The following is a 17,172-nucleotide window of genomic DNA, read 5'->3' as shown; positions in this document are numbered from 1 at the left end:
ACGCTAATTTAAAAAGCCTTCTAAATATTGCTGCTGGGATTTGAGGGAACCATGAACCTAGAGCTACAAGTACATGCCTAGTAGAATTAATTGAAATAGCTAGAGGGTAGAGTAGGCTGTCTCCATGAATGTAGAAGATAAATGCTAGGCTTCTAACCCGGGATCACAATACGCTTAGATGCTATAATCGAGAGAGGACTATACTCGCGTCCAGCTCCATCGTAGAACTTCATGAGGAACTCTAGCATGACAAGCCTGAGAGAGTGAACAAATGCTCCCAGCATCGACAGGAATGTTATGAATAAGTGTATGATGAACAGTAAGGGTATTGATACAGCGTAGGCCAATATTACTCCAGCCATACCTGGCAGCATGCTGGCTAATCCCTCCATTAGCATTTTAACAGTAATGTTAAAGGCAAAAGCCATATAGAACGTCGACATGCCTATTCCCGCAAGCCTCACATAGCTCATAACATCTCCTAGCACCCCTGTCAGCTGGAATACCCACATCATGAATCCAAGCCCCTTCATGGCGAGGTAGTTGCCTGCAACCAGGATTAGAAGCCCTAGTAGAGTTAGATGGAGTAGTGTATCCTTAGGTATCGCTGAGAGAACAGGTATATCGTACTTTAGAAACTCCTTGAATATGTATGGTATACCGAAGACTTCTGTTGTAAACAAGCCTACCTCGTTAAGCAGCTCACCGATCCTTCTCTCCCTGATGAACCTCGCTGTTGCTAGAGCGTGAGCTATATTAATGTGAATGAAGCCTACTAGGAGTGCTAGCTTTATGAACTCGAGTGGATTATTGAATACTGTGATCAAGCTCGGCACGCTGACACCGAATACATCAGTTAGAAGCCCCCCGAAGATCGAGCCGCTCAAGAATCCTAGAATAAACGATACTATATTCAGCGATATTAAAGCTCCTTTGAACTCCCTGTATATAGGGCTACGGGGATCCTCTACTAGTTTATCCAGGAAGAGTAGTATAGCTAGAAGGCCGGCGAGAGAGTACCCGGCGTCAGCATTCATAATCCCGAAGAAGAGGGCAAAGGAGTACGCTATTATCGGAGTGGGATCAGGCTCCCAGTAGCCTGGTACACCGTAGAGCCTTGTTATAACCTGGAAGAATTTCACCGGCCCCCTGTTATTGAATTTCGTGGGGGGTTCATCAACTCCTTTCACAGGACTCCTATACTCTATGAAAACTGGTGCACTGTAATCTCTAACTAGGTTCTCGAGTAGTTTAACAGAGTCCTTTGGAATCCAGCCTGTCACAGCTGACACATGCCTTAAATCCGTTGTTAACCCTAGCGCTCTATACCGTTGCATCTGGTTCTCCAGGATTAAAAGATACTTTCCTAGAACCTCACTCCTAGACCTCACGGTCTCAGTAATCTTCTTCTCGAGGCTTGAAGCCTCCATCTCAAGCTCCTTGATCCTCTCTGAGAGCTTTACTCGAAGCGAGTGTACATCGCCTTTAAGCTCTACTTGCTCTAAGAGCTGCTTGCTAGGGAACCATACGCCGAGGGAGTCAGCCTTAGAGATAACCTTGTTTAAGTCGCGTGATGGGATGTATGCTATGAGGGATGCATGCTCTCCACTCACGTAGACTTGAGCTACGCCAAGTGAGCTAACCTCTTCTGAGAGTTTTTCAACCGCTTCGAGCTCCCCGTGAAATAGTAGTGAGGATACACGCTTCCCCTCATAGTATATCTCAGCTGCATCCATGCCGCCTGGTAGCGGGTTAACTGCTTCTAGAAGGGTTCTCAGGGAGTCTGCAAGCCTCCTTAACCCCTTTACTCTCTCCTCTACTAGTGATACCTCGCTTTCCAGCTCAGTGACATCCTTCTCTATTCGAGTGATATCTATGGAGGAGACTTCAACCCCTGTCACAGATACGTCTAGTACTAAGCCTTTAACCCTCTGAAGTAGGCTGTTTACTCGCTCAGCTAGGGAGTGCAGCTTCTCGTACTCTCTAACGATTTTCTCGGCTTCAACGAACTCTATCTCTATTACTCCTGCCTCCTGGAGTATCTTTAGAATTCTCTCTTTATCCTCCCTGAGGAATACCACGTTAACTCTCAGCATCTCGCTGGGCTTACTTAGTATAAGCCCCATTTAAAGGCCCACCACCACTCTAACAACGTACTCTACTGCCTCCCTCTTCTTCTTTTCAGCTACCTCTCTAAGCTTCTGAGCTTCTAGTTTTGCGTCTTCAAGTATCTTCTCCCGCTTCTTCATAGCACTGGATACTATTGCTTCAGCTTCTCTCCTGTACTCGTCGACGGGGATAGGGTGCTTCAAGATCTCCTCTGCTCTTCTCTCAGCCTCCTTCAAGATCCCCAGTTTCTTCCTCTCGGCATCCTTGATTATAGCGTCTACTGCTTCATCAATATCCTTTATAGTGGACACTCTAAGCACCCCGCTTAGGGAGTTAGCGAGCCTGGATTTAATAAGATTGTCGTAGTAGTCCTTAAAATACGTCTGAGCTCTAGAATATGCGGGAGACTGAGGAATAATGGTACAGTGTAGTTGCTTAAGCCGAGTAGTAGTGCAACAGCTTTAGCCTCAACCTCTCCTCTCACAATATAGACTCCCTCTCTCCCGCTAGGAGTGTACTCTACGATTATTGGAACCTCTAGTCTACAGGAGTCTTCTCCGAGCTTCCCGGCAAGAATCTCTAGCTCACGAGGATTTAATAAGTGGAGGCTTCCATCTCTGAGCACTATAAAAGGGACTTCGGTCTTAAGGAGATCGCAGAGTTTTCTTCTCTCGTAGGGAGCGTGCTTGTTAACTAACCTTAACTCCTCGACTAGTAGTCTCTCAATGTAGTCGCTACCCACTACTCCTCCCTCTCTCAAGGCTTGCTTTAACTCTCTTCAGTCTTGCTTTCTCCTCTCTCTCCCTTTCATCGAACTTCAACTCGAGCATTCTTATAGTCGACTCCAATCTAGGTATGAGGATATGGTTGATGGCATTGACTTTTCGTTTAACAGAGCGTATTTCTCTACCAATACTTCTCAAAGCACTCTCAGTTCTAGCTAGTTCTACGAGTTCCTCAATAAATCTCGATGCATCTGCAGTGAAATCATCTATAGGGGTAGGTACAGGCTTCTCTATTTCCCTCTTCACAGGCATAGCTGTCTTCACTTTAACGCCTATAATGTTCTCTACGCCCACCACGTATTCTACTTTAGGCTTAGTCTTCTCTACTAGCTTGAATGCGTTTTCACCGTAGACTCCTATAAGCATAGCTGCTCTCAGGGTAAGGCTGGTGAAAGCCTGCTCAACATGTAGTCTCTTCTCAACACCACCCTTGATTAGAGAGAGGAATTCATTGATAAGGATCGTTAGCCTCTCCCTGAGTATTCTTTCAACTTTAACACTAATCTCAAGCCTTTTCTTAAGTCTAATCAACTCTATCTTGGTTGGCCTCACCCTCTGGAGAGTAGACAAAGCATCCACCTGCCATTTAACTCTAGATAGCTATTGAGGTGTTTTATGGTCTTCTGGAATGTATCATGTCATCGCGTTATAAAATTATTGAGGTTGATGTAATAGCTGTTAGAGCTGAAGAAACACGGCTCCTGTATATAGCTTGCTAACTTTTCTCAACTTGATGCTAGAAGCGTGATCAGAGTGAACCCGAGCCTACAGGTTTATTTAGACTTAGCTGCCTGGGAAGCGTAGCGGCCTTGGATGGTTTACATAGGGTTCAGCCGCCTTGTCTTCTCAGGGAATCGTAGAGTAGTATTAGTAGGGCTGTCTTCATGTCTCTGAGCTCACCGCTATACACCATTCTCAAGGCTTCACTGAAGTGTATCTTGAATGGTTTAAGCACCTCGTATCTCTCGGGCCTGGCACCCCTGTACTCTAGGCTTGAAGCATAGTAGAAGTGTAATACCTCACTGCTGTAGCCGGGGGCTGGTGTAAAGGAGCCCAGCTTAACGAGCCTTCTAGGATAGTAGCCAGTTTCCTCTACGAGTTCTCTTCTAGCAGCCTCCTCAGGGGTTTCACCTGGATCCACTACTCCTGCCGGCGCCTCTATTATAGTATCGTTCAACGGAGCTCTAAACTGCTCGAGGAGCACGATAACCTCGCCCTCCAGGACGGGGAGGATTGCTACTGCTTCAGGGAAGACAACTACATCTCTAGCAAAGATTTCTCCCCGGGACTTCTCGTAGTATCTGCGGAGAACTTTGAATCTTAATCCTTCGAGCAGCACCTCCTCTCTAGTCATTAAGGGTTTATCCAAGTACTCCACCCTTCCAAGCATTTTTAGCATAGCTTGAAGCTTAATTATAAGCTGGTGTAGTAGAGGCATGCCTAAATACTGGTTTGGGCCAGCTGGGAAGCCTTTAGGGCTTAAGTCTAAGAGTATACTAGATGCACCAGGATACATCAGGCAGCTTGGATTGAACGCCATGGAGTATGAGGCTGTTAGAGGCGTTGATATAAGCGTGGATAAAGCAAGACGCCTAGGTCTTGAGGCCTCAAGATTCAACGTTAAGCTCAGCCTGCACGCACCCTACTACATTAATCTAGCTGGTAGAAGCAGCATCGTAGAGAAGAGTATAAGGCATTTAACATCATCGCTGGATGCTGCCTCAGCTATGGGGGCGTACATCGTGGTATTCCATCCAGGCTACTACACTTATGCTCCCTCGAAGAGAGCAGCTCTTGAGAAAGTAATAGCTAGCCTGGAAGGAGTCGTCGAGTACAGGGATAAACGAAACTACACGGGCATCTACCTCGGGCCGGAGACAGCAGGCAGGATCAGCCAGATCGGAGATTTAAGTGAGATAGTAGAGATATCGAGGAGGTTTAGTGGTGTGAGACCTGTTGTAGACTTCGCCCACCTCTATGCAAGATACATGGGGAGATTCGTGAGAAGTAAAAGTGATGTAGTAGGGATAGTTGAAGTTATAGAGAGGGAGCTGGGGAGCGAGTACCTTAAACCACTCCACACCCACTTCTCTAAGATAGAGTATGGTAGAGGCGGGGAGAGAATGCATCACGCTTTAAGCGAGGAGGCCTACGGCCCCGGCTTCACGTATGTCTGTGAAGCTCTCTGCGAGACTGGGGTGGACGCAGTCTTCATTAGTGAAAGCCCTCTTCTAGAACAGGATGCTGTGGTCATGAGGGATACATGCTTGAATACGTGTGGTGAGAACTGTATTGCTGAATAGACTCCGCGAGAAGGTATCGCTGCTCGTAAACCTCTTGGTTAAACCCCTTGTAGCATTGAATATTCACCCTAACACACTCACCGTGCTATCTATGCTGGTGCTACTCACTGGTGCATTAGTCTTCACTGCGACTCATAGTATTCCACTATACATGGCTTTCATTGCATTCTCAGGTATCTTCGACATGCTTGACGGCGCTTTAGCGAGAGCTACTGGTAAGACCAGCCGCTTCGGAGCCTTCCTCGACTCGGTTGTAGATAGAGTGAATGATTCAATCATGATATGGTCGCTTACACTACTAGGGTTAAACCAATTGTGTGTCACCGTGCTTCTAGTAGCATCTCTTTTAACAAGCTACACGAGGGCTCGCGGCGAGAGCCTAGGTGTCCCTGTGATCGGGGTTGGATTAGTGGAGAGGCCTGAGAGGATTATAGGCTTAGTCTTCATTCTAATACTCTACATGGTTTCAGAGGAGCTTGCAGTAGTAGCGCTAGTAGCTCTGACTGCTCTCTCAGTAGCCACTGTAATTCAGAGAGTTGTATGGGTATACAAGCGTTTAAGGAGTGTAAGCTAGGTTTTAAAGTGATGGTTTACTAAGGATAAGCTTAGTGTCACAGGCTGGGTGCTTAAAGTGTCCAGGGATGTTAGAAGAGTTCTTGTTGCAGGAGACTGGGATGCAGATGGGGTTGTAGCAACAGCTCTCATAGTGTACAGCCAGGAGAAGCTAGGCTTATACCCCCTTGAATCCAAGGCTATCGTTGATAAAATACCACTAGATCCCGATAGAATCAAGTACTTTCTCGCAGACTTCAAGGGAGGATATGATGTAGCAGTATTCCTGGATATACCGTACAGTGAGCACTTAGGCAACACTATTAAAATGATGAAGACTCACTTCGGGGTATCAAAGGTGATATTCGTTGACCACCATGTTTCAAGCCTCCAGAAGCAGAGAGAGCTCAGCGAGATAGTTGATGAAGCCCTAGTAGACTACAGGGTACCGACAGCTGAAATAATATACGAGGAGCTATCTAGGAGAAATGTGAGCGTTCACCAGAGGTTGAAGAGTTTTGTTGAAGTCGTTAAGTACATGGATTCAGGGAAGAGGGTGCCACAGGAGTACATGAAGCTATTCGAGTTAACCAAAATGTTCTCTAAGGCTCTCACAGCTGTAAGAAGCCCTGAGCTATGGTCTAGGATAGTTGACTGGCTTGCAGCACCCACACCAGAACCCATGCCTCTCAACGAGAAGCTGTGGAGTGAGGTTAAAGCTATAGTTGAAGAACGAGATAGAGAGGTTGCTGAGAAAGCAAGGGAGCTGGCTGTAGGAGCCGTTAAAATCGGAGACTTCCGCTTCGTGGATGCTAGAAGCAAGTGGAAGAGGAGAGGTGTTACAGCTCTAGCATCAAAGCTTGCTGCTATACTTAAAGCACCAGTCGTAATGCTAGCAAGTACTAATAGAGAGTACTCTCTCCTAGTAATCAAAGCCCCCCATGGGAGAGCCTACCGAGTGGCTAAATACCTTGTCGGGGAGGGCGTAGCATTAGATATCGCCGGGCACCCTAACATCGCTATCGTCAGGCTACCCAAGGATATTGACAAGCAGGAGCTGGTAAAGATACTACACCAAGCTGTATACTACTCAGCTTAGAGTAGGCTGACTTAATGGCCCGCATTCTTATTTCAGCTAACTCCATGCGTATGCATAAGCCTAGATACCCCCACCCGGAGAATCCCGAGCGTATCTCAAGAATAATTAAAGGCTTAAAGAAGAAGAACGTGGAGCCCGAGTTCTATGAGCCCCGCTTAGAACCCAGTGAAGCATTAAGAGTAGCAAGGGAAATCCACAGTGAGGACTACATTGAAAGACTCCTCCAGCTCTCCAAGGCAACCCCTGTAGACCTGGATCCAGATACCTACCTCTCCGAGGACAGTCTTACTCTAGCACTTGAATCCTTCTACACATCCTTCAAGCTAGCAGCTGATGCTCGCGGGGAAATAATATTCTACGTGGCGAGGCCGCCGGGCCACCATGCTGGATTCAAGGGTAAGGCTAGAGGAGCCCGCACCCAGGGATTCTGCATTCTAAATAATGCTGTAGCAGCTGTAAGAGGCTTCATGTACAATGGGTTGAAGAGAATAGCTCTACTAGACTTCGATGCTCACTATGGTAACGGCTCCATCGAGCTACTCTATACTAGTAGAGTTCTACAGGTAGACTTACACCAAGACACTAGGACTCTACCCGTATTCCCCAGGAAGCCGGGGGAGATTGGTGAGGGAGACGGGAGAGGGCTTAAAGTAGGCATCCCGCTGAAGCCTTACACGAGCGATGACTCCTATACACGGGTACTTGAATTAGCCTGGAGGCTTGTAGAAGAGTACTCTCCTGAAGCCCTTGTAGTTTCAGCTGGATTCGACGGTTTTATGAACGATGGTCTCACAGACCTAGCTTTAACAGAGTACTCGTACTACAGGATTGGCGGCCTAATACGTAGCCTAGGCGTGAAGACGCTGATAGTCCTTGAGGGAGGGTATTCAAGCGGGCTTGTGAGAGGGCTACCAGCCTTCATGCAAGGGCTCCAGGGGGTTAAAGTAGAATACCCGGTGAAGGAGTCCCCGAAAACAGTTAGAGAAGCTAATGCTAGAAGCGCTGAAAGAGCTGTTAGAATAGCAGAGAAGTATATTCGCTAGGGTGCCCAGTATGCCTCAGAAAGCGTATAGGCCCAGAGATCCTCATAGTTGATTAAAGATAATACCAGGCCTCACATCTTAGCTACAGGTGTTGGTGCGTAGCGTTGGAGAGGGAGATTAAGCTGAGAATACTGGGTGATGCTAGAGTAGTTGAGGACTACCTGGTGTAACACGGATTCAGGATAGTAGATGAATGCATTGAGAGAGACGTGTACTTTAAGCACCCCTGCAGGGATCTAGCATTAACAGATGAAGCAATTAGATTCAGGTATAGGGCTTGTAGAAGCGGGAGATACACTCTTCTAACATACAAGGGGCCACGTGTTGAAAAGAGTAGTCTAGTTAAAACCAGGCTGGAGGTAGAAGTCTACCTACCTTTAAACCAGGCCTCCAAGCTTCTAAGCCTGCTTGAACACATAGGTGTAACCCCGCTTACAGCATTCACTAAGAAGAGACGCCTGTATCGCGGAGAGGGCATGACAGCATACATTGATGAGCTGGTGGGCGTGGGATTATTCCTCGAGGTTGAATTAGAGGATGCAGTGCCAACGGTATCCCTGAGCAGTATTGTTAACAGGCTCTCAGGCATAGTGGAGCCTGTCGAGAAGACGTACCTCGAGATATGCCTTGAAACTGGGAGATGCGTGGATCAGCCAGTGGAGTGAAGGAGCATGGATGCTACTTCACTCACCGTATAATAAGGATCTCCAAGTATTAAGCTAGCGTGAGCTGACATAAACTCTAGGTGGGATGCGTGCATGTAGCCTCAACACTAGTCACTGAGATCCTGTATAGGCGTGTGATGAAGGAGCAGCTTGAGAAGCTCGAGGAGTCTAGGAGAAAGGATGTAGTATACGTGACTGAGCTGGTTTCCTGCAGCCATAAATACCATCTTAGGAGAAAGTATCCGGAGCTGACACTAGGCTTCGAGCCTTCAGCCGTGCTCGGCACGCTCCTCCACCTCGGGCTAGAAAGTATTCTGAGAGAAGAAGGCTATGAGGTAGAGTACAGTGTTGAAAGGCAAGTGGAGGTTGAGGGAGCTTTCTACACGGTTAAAGGAAGAGTTGACGCCTTCAACCCTAGTAGAGGAGTAGTAGTTGAAGTAAAGTCTTCGAGGTCATCTAGGGAGCTTCCAAGACAACACCATATCGAGCAGCTGAACATCTACTTGAATCTACTGGAAGCTGAGAAGGGTATCCTAGTATACATCACACCAGATAAAATCGAGGAGTACGAGGTGTTGAAGGAGAGAATTGATGTCGGAGACCTCCTTAAGAACACTATCAACGATTTAATTCATCCACGATACTCGTGGGAGTGTAATTACTGCGCCTTTAAGAGGATATGCCCGTACTCCACGGAGGCCAGGTAGCGAGTAGATTCTTCTACATTTATACTCGTATCCCAGCCCTGGATTATTAAGGATCTGCCGAGTTACTCTAACCGGATGATGAGCTCGGGTCAACAGAGCTCGAGCACAGCTGTGAAGAAGGTCTTGAGCACTGATAGATAGTTAGTAGTTTAAGAGGCTGCTTTCAGCCCGCGGAACTCCTAGAGTACGCTTAGCTAACCTAGATACTTGAAGTGGAATCCTGTGGAACATAGGGTCAGGTATTATTCTATTACCACTATAGTGATATTAGGTAAATATATCTGCATGTACTACATGAAATTATATAAGCTTTATAAGCTTTAAGGGAGTTACTAGGACAATACAAGGTGACGTGTATGAGTCAAGCATTAACGAAGATGCAAGCACTACTCATAATTATAATAATAGCTGTAGCAGTAGCAGCGGGAGTTATTCTAGTACGCCAGGCTCCTCCTACACCGACTCCATCTCCTACTACGACTCCACTGCCTTCACCAACATTAACTACAACTACAACACCTTCACCAACAACCACGCAGACAACAACCCCCACCCCAACACCCACAACAACTACACCCTCACCAACAACCACACCCACACCAACCACCACTGAAACAACAACAAGCCCACAGACAACACCTGCTGAGAATATTGTAGTCATAGGAGGCGTATCAATACATGTTCCAAGTGATTTCAAGAAGTTTGTGGAGGATGTTAAAGCCGGGAAGACCAGTGTCACAATATACTTTGGACACGCGCTAGCTGAAAATGAAAGACCAGCCTTCAAGAAGGTATTTGAAATGTTCCAGCAGGAGTACCCTGGAATAACAATTGTCGAGATACCATACGCTACAATGGATCAGCTGAAAACTCAGATATCAGCTATAGCAGCACTACCACCCGAGCAGAGATCAGGCTACGTGGGCAAGGTACCCGACATCTTCACTTGGGCTCACGACTGGATTGGCAGCTTCGCTGATAAAGGCTACATAATTCCGCTTGAGGATGTGCTAGGGTCAGAGGTTATTGTAAGTGATATAGCCCCTCAGTTCCTGCCCATAGCATTCTCAGCTGTAACCTATAACTTAAAGACCTACGGTCTCCCATATGCTGGTGAGTCTATAGCCTTAATAATTAATAAGAATCTAGTAGCCCAGCCACCTCAAACGTTCAGCGAGATGCAGGAGATAATGAAGGCTTTCACTAATCCGAGTAAAGGCACCTATGGGTTATCTCATCAAACCGACCCCTACCACCTGTACCCGTTTATAACAGCATTCGGAGGCTACTATTATGATCCCTCGACTAAGTCTATAGGTGTGAACTCGACTGGAACTAAGGAGGGCTTAAAATTCTATATAAGCAATGTATTACCCTACCTAGATGTATCTGACTTAAGCTACACGTACCAGTTAAACCTCTTCCTTGAAGGAAAGACACCTATGATCATAACTGGCCCATGGGCTATGTCGCAGATAATAAAGACGTATAATGTCAGCGGAATAATTGTAGCACCCATACCAAATATCGGTGATAGAGTTCCAAAGCCTTTCAGCGGCTTTAGAAACCTGTATATAACCATAATGGCTGGAGTCGGCGACAAGCAACGGTTGTACGCTTCAGTGCTCTTCGTGCTCTACATGGCGTTAAATGATAATGCTTTGAAGACCCTTGTAGATATGAATAACTACGTGCCAGTTAAGACTACCATGATAAAGTATATTCAGGAGAATAAGAATAAGTATCCAATAGTCTATGGATTCCTCAGCCAGATACTTAGAAGCACGCCTATGCCGAACGACCCAGTAATGGATATAGTATGGGGTGTCGGCACCTACATGAATGCTATATTCGGGGAGTACACGAAAGCCCTGCAGGCAGGTAAAACTGTTGAGCAAGCCGTACAGGATACTTTAAGCGTTGTAGATCAGCAGCTTGATCAAGCGTATAGTGATATAGTCAGCAAGATTAAGACTTAAGTGAGATTGAATCTAGGGGAGAAGTTTAATGAGACTTTTTCACTCCATTAAACTCTTCATCTTGATTGTCAAAGGGTGAAATAGTGTCTCGCAGACACCACTTGTACCCGGCTAAAATAGGTGTAGCCCTAGCAGTAGCTAGCATAATCCTCTACTTCTTCTTCAATATATGGCCTCTAGCATTCTCTATTGGAATAGCCTTTACGAACGCAAGGGAGGATAATGTCTTCGTTTCACCCGAGGTTCTAAGCGATTATGATAATGCAATAAAATGTGCTGAGTTCATGAAGAATAATGAGACTATAGCTGGAATAGCAGCCCAGCTGTTCGCTGAAGTCAACTCCACCCTCCAGGGGTTGATAGCAGACTTAAATACTACGATAAACGTAGTGAACGCATCTAGCGATCCCTCAATGGATCCTGAGGTGGCCTCAGCAATATCATCATTGAATAGCAAAGCTTTAAGGTTAATGCTGCTACCAGGTAGAGTGAGCTCCCAGCTAAACTGCAGTAGCTACAACTTTGCTACTAGCATGAGTATAATAGACCCGAAGGTTATAGGAGATCTAAGCAACATCTACAGCATAGTCTCCGATGTAGCTTCAACCTACATTATCATGAGTAAGGATGAAATCCTGAAGAAGCTTCTACTAGCCAGAGAGATCTCGGAAAGAGCTGTAGGATACTTCTCAAAGGACTTTAAGAGCTACATGGATGGCTTTATAACACAGGTTAAAGCGCTCAGGGACTCCAAGGTAATGCACTTCAATGGATTAGAGAACTTCAAAAAGCTGTTTACCGACCCGCGCTTCTACTACTCTCTCTACAAGACACTGCTCTTCGTGGCTACAAGTGTCCCGCTGAAAATATTAATCGGGGTAGGCTTAGCCTTCCTCTACTCATCTCCAATGATATACGGTAGGAAGCTAATGAGAGGTCTAGCACTAGCTCCATGGGCTATACCACTACTACTCTCCGGGTTAGCTTGGCGCCTACTCTTCTCACCTAGCGGTGAACTCGGGGAAGCCTTTGGGATACAGTTATTTACTAACGAGTGGCATGCATTCCTAGTCTACAATCTCTTCGAGGCTTGGCTGGCATACCCCTTCGTAATGACTGTCACAATGGGGGCTCTCTCAGGTGTTGCGAAGGAGATCATAGAGGCAGCCTATATTGATGGAGCATCAGTATGGCAGAGGGTTAGACGCATTATGCTACCATTGATATCCAGGCCTCTAATTGTAGCTACAATACTCACTACAGGTGCTTCACTACAAGCGTTTATGGTGCCATTACTGCTGAATGGAGGCGGCCCTACTCAAATGATATGTGTATCCTGGATGGGGTGTAAGACAGGGAATGTCAACGAGATGATCATGCTTTTCGGCTATGATAGAGCTATCATAGACAAGGAGTGGGGTTATGCAGCTGCAACATACATTGTAGTAGTCGCTATAATAATGACATATGTAGCGCTATGGATGTATGTCTCTAGGAGGAGTGAGAGATAATGGCATTCAGGCTCTCCTTATTCATAGCTAAACTCTCGTTAACAGCGGTAGGACTGCTAGTATTATCAGCCCTCCTCTACCCGATACTATTTATTGTACTCCAATCGTTCTACGCTAAACCCATCTTGATAACGAATCCTGCTAGTGCTTTAAGCGCTCTAACATTCGACAACTACATGAAGGCTATTACTGATCCAGCGTTCTGGGATGCATTGAAGACAAGCATAGTTCTCAGCGTGATGACCATAATCCTCTCTATTCTTCTTATAACACCTGCAGCGTACGCCTTCTCAAGATTCCGCTTCAGGGGGAGGGATGTAATACTATATTTATACCTGATTCTCACTCAAGCTGGAGGCGGCTTCGGGATAGTAGCTGTTATAGCTCTACTAATGTTCCTGCTGGTCTTGGGCTCCTATGGGATACCATTATATGGATGGTACATTCTGCCATTCATATATACAGCTGGCCTAGTACCATTCCAGACGTGGCTTCTCAAATCATTCTTCGACGATCTTCCGAGAGAACTTGATGAAGCAGCCTTCATTGATGGAGCCAGCTGGGGTAAAATACTCTACAAGGTGGTTCTACCAGCATCTAGGCCGGCAATAATCACTATAACAATGTTCTCATTTATGAGTGCCTGGGGAGAGTTCTTCATAGCAAACCTGCTACGCGTTAACAGTATTGGAGCATACATATATAGCACAGCGTTCGGTGAGCGGGCACTACAGGATCCATCACTCTACGCTGCTCTCTCACTAATATACGCGTTCCCAATAATAGTCATCTACATGGTTGCCCAGAGGTATATTGGTGAAGCCTACAGGGTAGGGTTTAAGCGCTAAGTGAAGAGTATTTTTCCCTCTTCTTCCTGCTTTACCTCATCATAGATAAACTTTATAATCAATACACTACAATATGCTATATACGTAGATAACATGGGTGGTAGTAGTGAGAAAACTACTTGCACCTCTGCTTGTAGCTCTACTTCTAGCTCAGCCACTATTACTCCTTAATAGTGTGGTGTCAGCCAGCGACAGCGGTATATACGTCTCAATAGTATGGCACTTCCACCAGCCATGGTATTATAGTGTTGATGACTCAAGCCTTATACTACCGTGGGTTAGAATGCACTCTGTTGGAAACTACTATAAAATGGCTTATATTCTCTCGAAGTATCCCGACGTTAAAGCCACCTTCACGTTCTCCGGCTCACTACTAGAGCAGCTTACCAGGATAGTTGAGAATGGATTAATGGATGCCCGCGAGATAATATCATGGAAGATTGTTAATGGAACGGCTTCCAGGAGCGATATATTCAAGATGCTCCAGATACCTGGAGGATTCTTCGATATAAACTGGAATAGAATTGTCAGCAGGTCGCCCAGGTTCTCCGAACTCCAAACTCTTGCTCAGTCAGCGTGGACTCAGTGCTCTCAGACAGCTCGCTCGTCAGCAGAGCTTGAAGCCTGCGTGGTGAACACGTTTACCACGGGTGGGAATCAGAGTGTAGTGGACTTAGCAGTACTCTTCAACCTGCTATGGATAGATCCGCAAGTGGCTAGAGAGAAGTACCCAGGAATCTACGACCTCATGCAGAGAGCGTATAACTCAGCCAAGCCCGGCTACACTGTGGAGGATCTCAGGCAGGTTCTCTTAGTGCACAGGAGTATTATGTCCGAGATAATACCTGCGTACCGCGAGCTAGCTTCAAGAAATCAGGTCGAGTTGATCCCAGTCCCCTACAGCCACCCCATGGCGCCAGTCCTCGTTGACCTCGGCTTCTCAGAGGACCTGGAAGTCCACGTAAGCGAGAGCTTAAGACTCTTCCAGAAGTACTTCGGGGTTACCCCTAGAGGAGTATGGCCGGCTGAACAGGCTGTAAACGACGGTGTCCTGCAGGCTTTTAAGAGAGCTGGCCTCATGTGGACTATCACAGATCAATCAATACTAGCTAAGACAGGCGTGGATGCAGGAAGCATAAATATTCTCGGAGTACCATGGTACGCTGACTACCCTGAAGGCAGGATCTACGTTGTATTCAGAAACACAGAGCTCAGCAACCTCATAAGCTTCCAGTACAGCGGGATGAATTACAAGGCAGCTGTAGATGATTTAATCAACAGGATACTATCATTTAAGGCTGCTGCCAGCGGACCGAGACTGGTTGTAATAGCACTAGATGGCGAGAACCCGTGGGAGAACTACGAGGAGTTCGGCGATTTATTCCTTAACGAGCTCTACAAGAGGCTCACAGAGCTTCAATCTCAAGGAGTTCTAGCAACTACAACGCCAAGTGAATTCATAGACAAGTATAGTAGTATAGCACAACAGTTAACCCTGAAACCCTACACGTACCTGGATCTAGCCGGCAGAGATATCTCGAATATACCACCAGACAGCTATGGTGACAGCTACTCTACACTACCGAGGAAAACGGTTAACGCGTACATACCCGAGGGATCCTGGGCTGGCGGCGAGCTAGCGATATGGATTGGGGATAGGCAGGAGAATGTTGCATGGATGTGGCTTGTTAAAGCTAGAAACGATATACTAGGTAAGCTCGGGGTAGGAAGCTTTAAGCAGCTCTACGCTGAGCACTACGATATAGCTTTAAACCTGCTGAGAGCCGAGGCAAGCGACTGGTGGTGGTGGTATGGTGGTGATGGAGGTGGATCCCCGCAGACCTTCGACCCCCTGTTTAAATCCTACTTGAGGAGAGCCTACGAGTTAGCCGGGTTAACGCCGCCAAGCTATCTTAACGTCACAGCATACCCTGATGGTACACCTATAGGTGTATTAAACACTAATGTACCTAAACCATCCAAGTACACTCCTATAGTAGATGGTGTCATAGAGGAGGAGTGGCTTTCCGAAATCTCAGCCGGCAACGGCTTAAAGATACCTGTAGGCTTAACACTAGACAGTGTCATGCTGCTTCTAGGCTCGAGTAAACTCTACATTGCATTCAATCTAACCACGACTAACACACAGGGCCTCGAGATAGGATTATACTTCACGTCGCCTACCACATCCCTCTCACCCTTCAACCCAGGCTACCAGGTATACCCGCGTGGAAGCCAAGTAGACTTAGGCATATACCTTGTCAGAGAGCTATTAATAGATGTAGCAGGCGGTACCGTTAAGATATCAGCAGCGACGAGTAACGGGTGGACGACAACCTGGAGTGGAAGCATTAAAGTGAAAAGTGAGGGTGAATTAACCACCGGGGAGCTTGCAGTAGACTACACGCAGCTGGGTCTACCGGAGGGTGGTATAACATACCTTGCAGCAGTACTCTACAAGAATGGAGTTATCACAGAGTACTCGACAAGACTTGGATTAGCCTACCAGGTGCAGATACCGCGCGCCATGCCGACAGGCAGAGTAGTCTTCTCGATGAGCGACCCCGAGGGAGATGATGATGGACCCGGCGGCTACAAATACCCGGGCAACGCTGTATTCAAGCCAGGAGTATTCGATATGACGAAGTTCACAGTAGTGGATCAAGGGGATAAAGTAGTCTTCATGGTCTCCTTCAGGGATCTAGGCGGCAACCCGTGGAGCGGGCCTAACGGCTGGAGCCTCCAGCAGATCCACATATATATTCATACAACGATCAGCTCGGGTGGAAACAACACTACTATAGGCTTGAATGCAGCTATAGCACCAGGATACGAGTGGCATATAGCAGTACTACTAGCACCTGGATGGGGTAGCGATCCGCTCCCGGTGGGCGAGAGATCAGCCATCTACTACTATGATAAGGAGGCACCCGTGGTTCAAGGAACAGGAGGATTCAACGTATACGCTGATCAAGCTAGCAATACAATTGTAGCAGAAGTGCCAAAAGAACTACTCTACGATACCGGGAACCTCGATAAATGGGTTTACATAGTAGCAGTGACAAGTCATGATGGATACGGCGTGAATAAAATAAGACCATTCGTGGTTGGAGGTGGTGAATGGCAAGTATACGTGCCTGAAAACTACTCTCTCGCAATACTGAATGGAGTACTCCCCTACATACTAGACCTGCTGGCACCTTCAGCCGAAGACCAGCATAGGATTCTTTCAAGCTTTAATCCATCTGAAGGCAAGCTAGCACAGCTAGAAGGCTTCGGGCCTTCAACAGCTACAACTAAAACTGTAACGGAAACTATCACTGAGACGACTACTACAACAATGATCTTAAAGGAGACTGAGACAAAGATTCACACAGAGACTGTAACTACGAGGGAAACCTATACTACAACTGAAACAGTGACTACAACACTAACACAGGCTCCTCAGCCAGCACCTCTAACATGGTTGACAGTTATACTCATACTAGGACTTGTAGCCGGAATCCTAGCAGGGTGTAGATTCTTAGCAGGGAGGATGAGGAGGTAGCCCACTCTTCATTTTAACCCTCCA

The 17,172-nt window shown here is 46.6% G+C and carries 15 protein-coding genes; 10 read left to right on the top strand and 5 right to left on the bottom strand.

From position 1 onward, the window contains the following. Positions 1 to 152: 152 nt before the first annotated feature. The 5 genes from OWQ48_04310 to OWQ48_04290 form a co-directional block, all read right to left on the bottom strand. Positions 153 to 2,126: an ATPase gene (locus OWQ48_04310; GenBank protein ID MCY0868437.1), complete on the bottom strand. Its 1,974-nt coding sequence runs from the start codon at positions 2,124 to 2,126 to the stop codon at positions 153 to 155. Next, positions 2,127 to 2,420 carry a hypothetical protein gene (locus tag OWQ48_04305; protein ID MCY0868436.1) on the bottom strand — a complete coding sequence of 98 codons (294 nt, stop codon included), beginning with the start codon at positions 2,418 to 2,420 and terminating at the stop codon, positions 2,127 to 2,129. Positions 2,421 to 2,434: 14 nt separating this feature from the next. After that, the gene (locus OWQ48_04300) at positions 2,435 to 2,869 is read right to left on the bottom strand and encodes a DUF61 family protein (GenBank protein ID MCY0868435.1); all 435 of its coding nucleotides are present in this window, start codon (positions 2,867 to 2,869) and stop codon (positions 2,435 to 2,437) included. Then, complete coding sequence (locus OWQ48_04295; GenBank protein MCY0868434.1) at positions 2,844 to 3,464, bottom strand: V-type ATP synthase subunit D; 621 nt, start codon at positions 3,462 to 3,464, stop codon at positions 2,844 to 2,846. The genes OWQ48_04300 and OWQ48_04295 overlap by 26 nt, the downstream gene beginning before the upstream one ends. Positions 3,465 to 3,723: 259 nt before the next feature. Beyond that, positions 3,724 to 4,284 (bottom strand): NUDIX hydrolase, encoded by a 561-nt coding sequence (locus tag OWQ48_04290; GenBank protein ID MCY0868433.1) that lies wholly within the window; start codon positions 4,282 to 4,284, stop codon positions 3,724 to 3,726. A 46-nt stretch (positions 4,285 to 4,330) separates the two neighbouring features. Here OWQ48_04290 and OWQ48_04285 point away from each other — a divergent pair, with 46 nt between their 5' ends. The 10 genes from OWQ48_04285 (at position 4,331) to OWQ48_04240 (ending at position 17,148) form a co-directional block, all read left to right on the top strand. Continuing rightward, positions 4,331 to 5,197, top strand: coding sequence for a TIM barrel protein (locus OWQ48_04285; protein ID MCY0868432.1), 867 nt, complete (start codon positions 4,331 to 4,333; stop codon positions 5,195 to 5,197). Continuing rightward, positions 5,187 to 5,771, top strand: coding sequence for an archaetidylinositol phosphate synthase (gene pgsA / locus OWQ48_04280; protein ID MCY0868431.1), 585 nt, complete (start codon positions 5,187 to 5,189; stop codon positions 5,769 to 5,771). Before OWQ48_04285 ends, pgsA begins: the two co-directional genes overlap by 11 nt. Positions 5,772 to 5,828: 57 nt before the next feature. Then, a complete protein-coding gene (locus OWQ48_04275; protein MCY0868430.1) occupies positions 5,829 to 6,848 on the top strand; it encodes a phosphoesterase in 1,020 nt (339 codons plus the stop codon). Positions 6,849 to 6,862: 14 nt separating this feature from the next. Continuing rightward, the gene (locus OWQ48_04270) at positions 6,863 to 7,891 is read left to right on the top strand and encodes a histone deacetylase family protein (GenBank protein ID MCY0868429.1); all 1,029 of its coding nucleotides are present in this window, start codon (positions 6,863 to 6,865) and stop codon (positions 7,889 to 7,891) included. Between the two features lie 182 nt (positions 7,892 to 8,073). Further along, positions 8,074 to 8,556, top strand: coding sequence for a class IV adenylate cyclase (gene cyaB / locus OWQ48_04265; GenBank protein ID MCY0868428.1), 483 nt, complete (start codon positions 8,074 to 8,076; stop codon positions 8,554 to 8,556). An 89-nt stretch (positions 8,557 to 8,645) separates the two neighbouring features. Beyond that, the gene (gene cas4 / locus OWQ48_04260; GenBank protein ID MCY0868427.1) at positions 8,646 to 9,263 is read left to right on the top strand and encodes a CRISPR-associated protein Cas4; all 618 of its coding nucleotides are present in this window, start codon (positions 8,646 to 8,648) and stop codon (positions 9,261 to 9,263) included. 356 nt (positions 9,264 to 9,619) lie between these two features. Further along, positions 9,620 to 11,242, top strand: coding sequence for an extracellular solute-binding protein (locus OWQ48_04255; protein MCY0868426.1), 1,623 nt, complete (start codon positions 9,620 to 9,622; stop codon positions 11,240 to 11,242). 83 nt (positions 11,243 to 11,325) lie between these two features. Then, a complete protein-coding gene (locus OWQ48_04250; protein ID MCY0868425.1) occupies positions 11,326 to 12,753 on the top strand; it encodes a sugar ABC transporter permease in 1,428 nt (475 codons plus the stop codon). Then, positions 12,753 to 13,601, top strand: a complete 849-nt coding sequence (locus OWQ48_04245; GenBank protein ID MCY0868424.1) for an ABC transporter permease subunit — start codon at positions 12,753 to 12,755, stop codon at positions 13,599 to 13,601. The genes OWQ48_04250 and OWQ48_04245 overlap by 1 nt, the downstream gene beginning before the upstream one ends. Positions 13,602 to 13,707: 106 nt before the next feature. Next, entirely contained in the window at positions 13,708 to 17,148 is a 3,441-nt protein-coding gene (locus OWQ48_04240; GenBank protein MCY0868423.1) for a pullulanase, read from the top strand. The last annotated feature ends 24 nt before the right edge of the window (positions 17,149 to 17,172 follow it).

Source organism: Desulfurococcus sp. (genome assembly GCA_026626905.1).
Taxonomy (GTDB): Archaea; Thermoproteota; Thermoprotei_A; order Sulfolobales; family Desulfurococcaceae; genus Desulfurococcus.
Note: the sequence above shows the minus strand (reverse complement) of the source record. Positions and strands in the feature narration are given on the sequence as shown.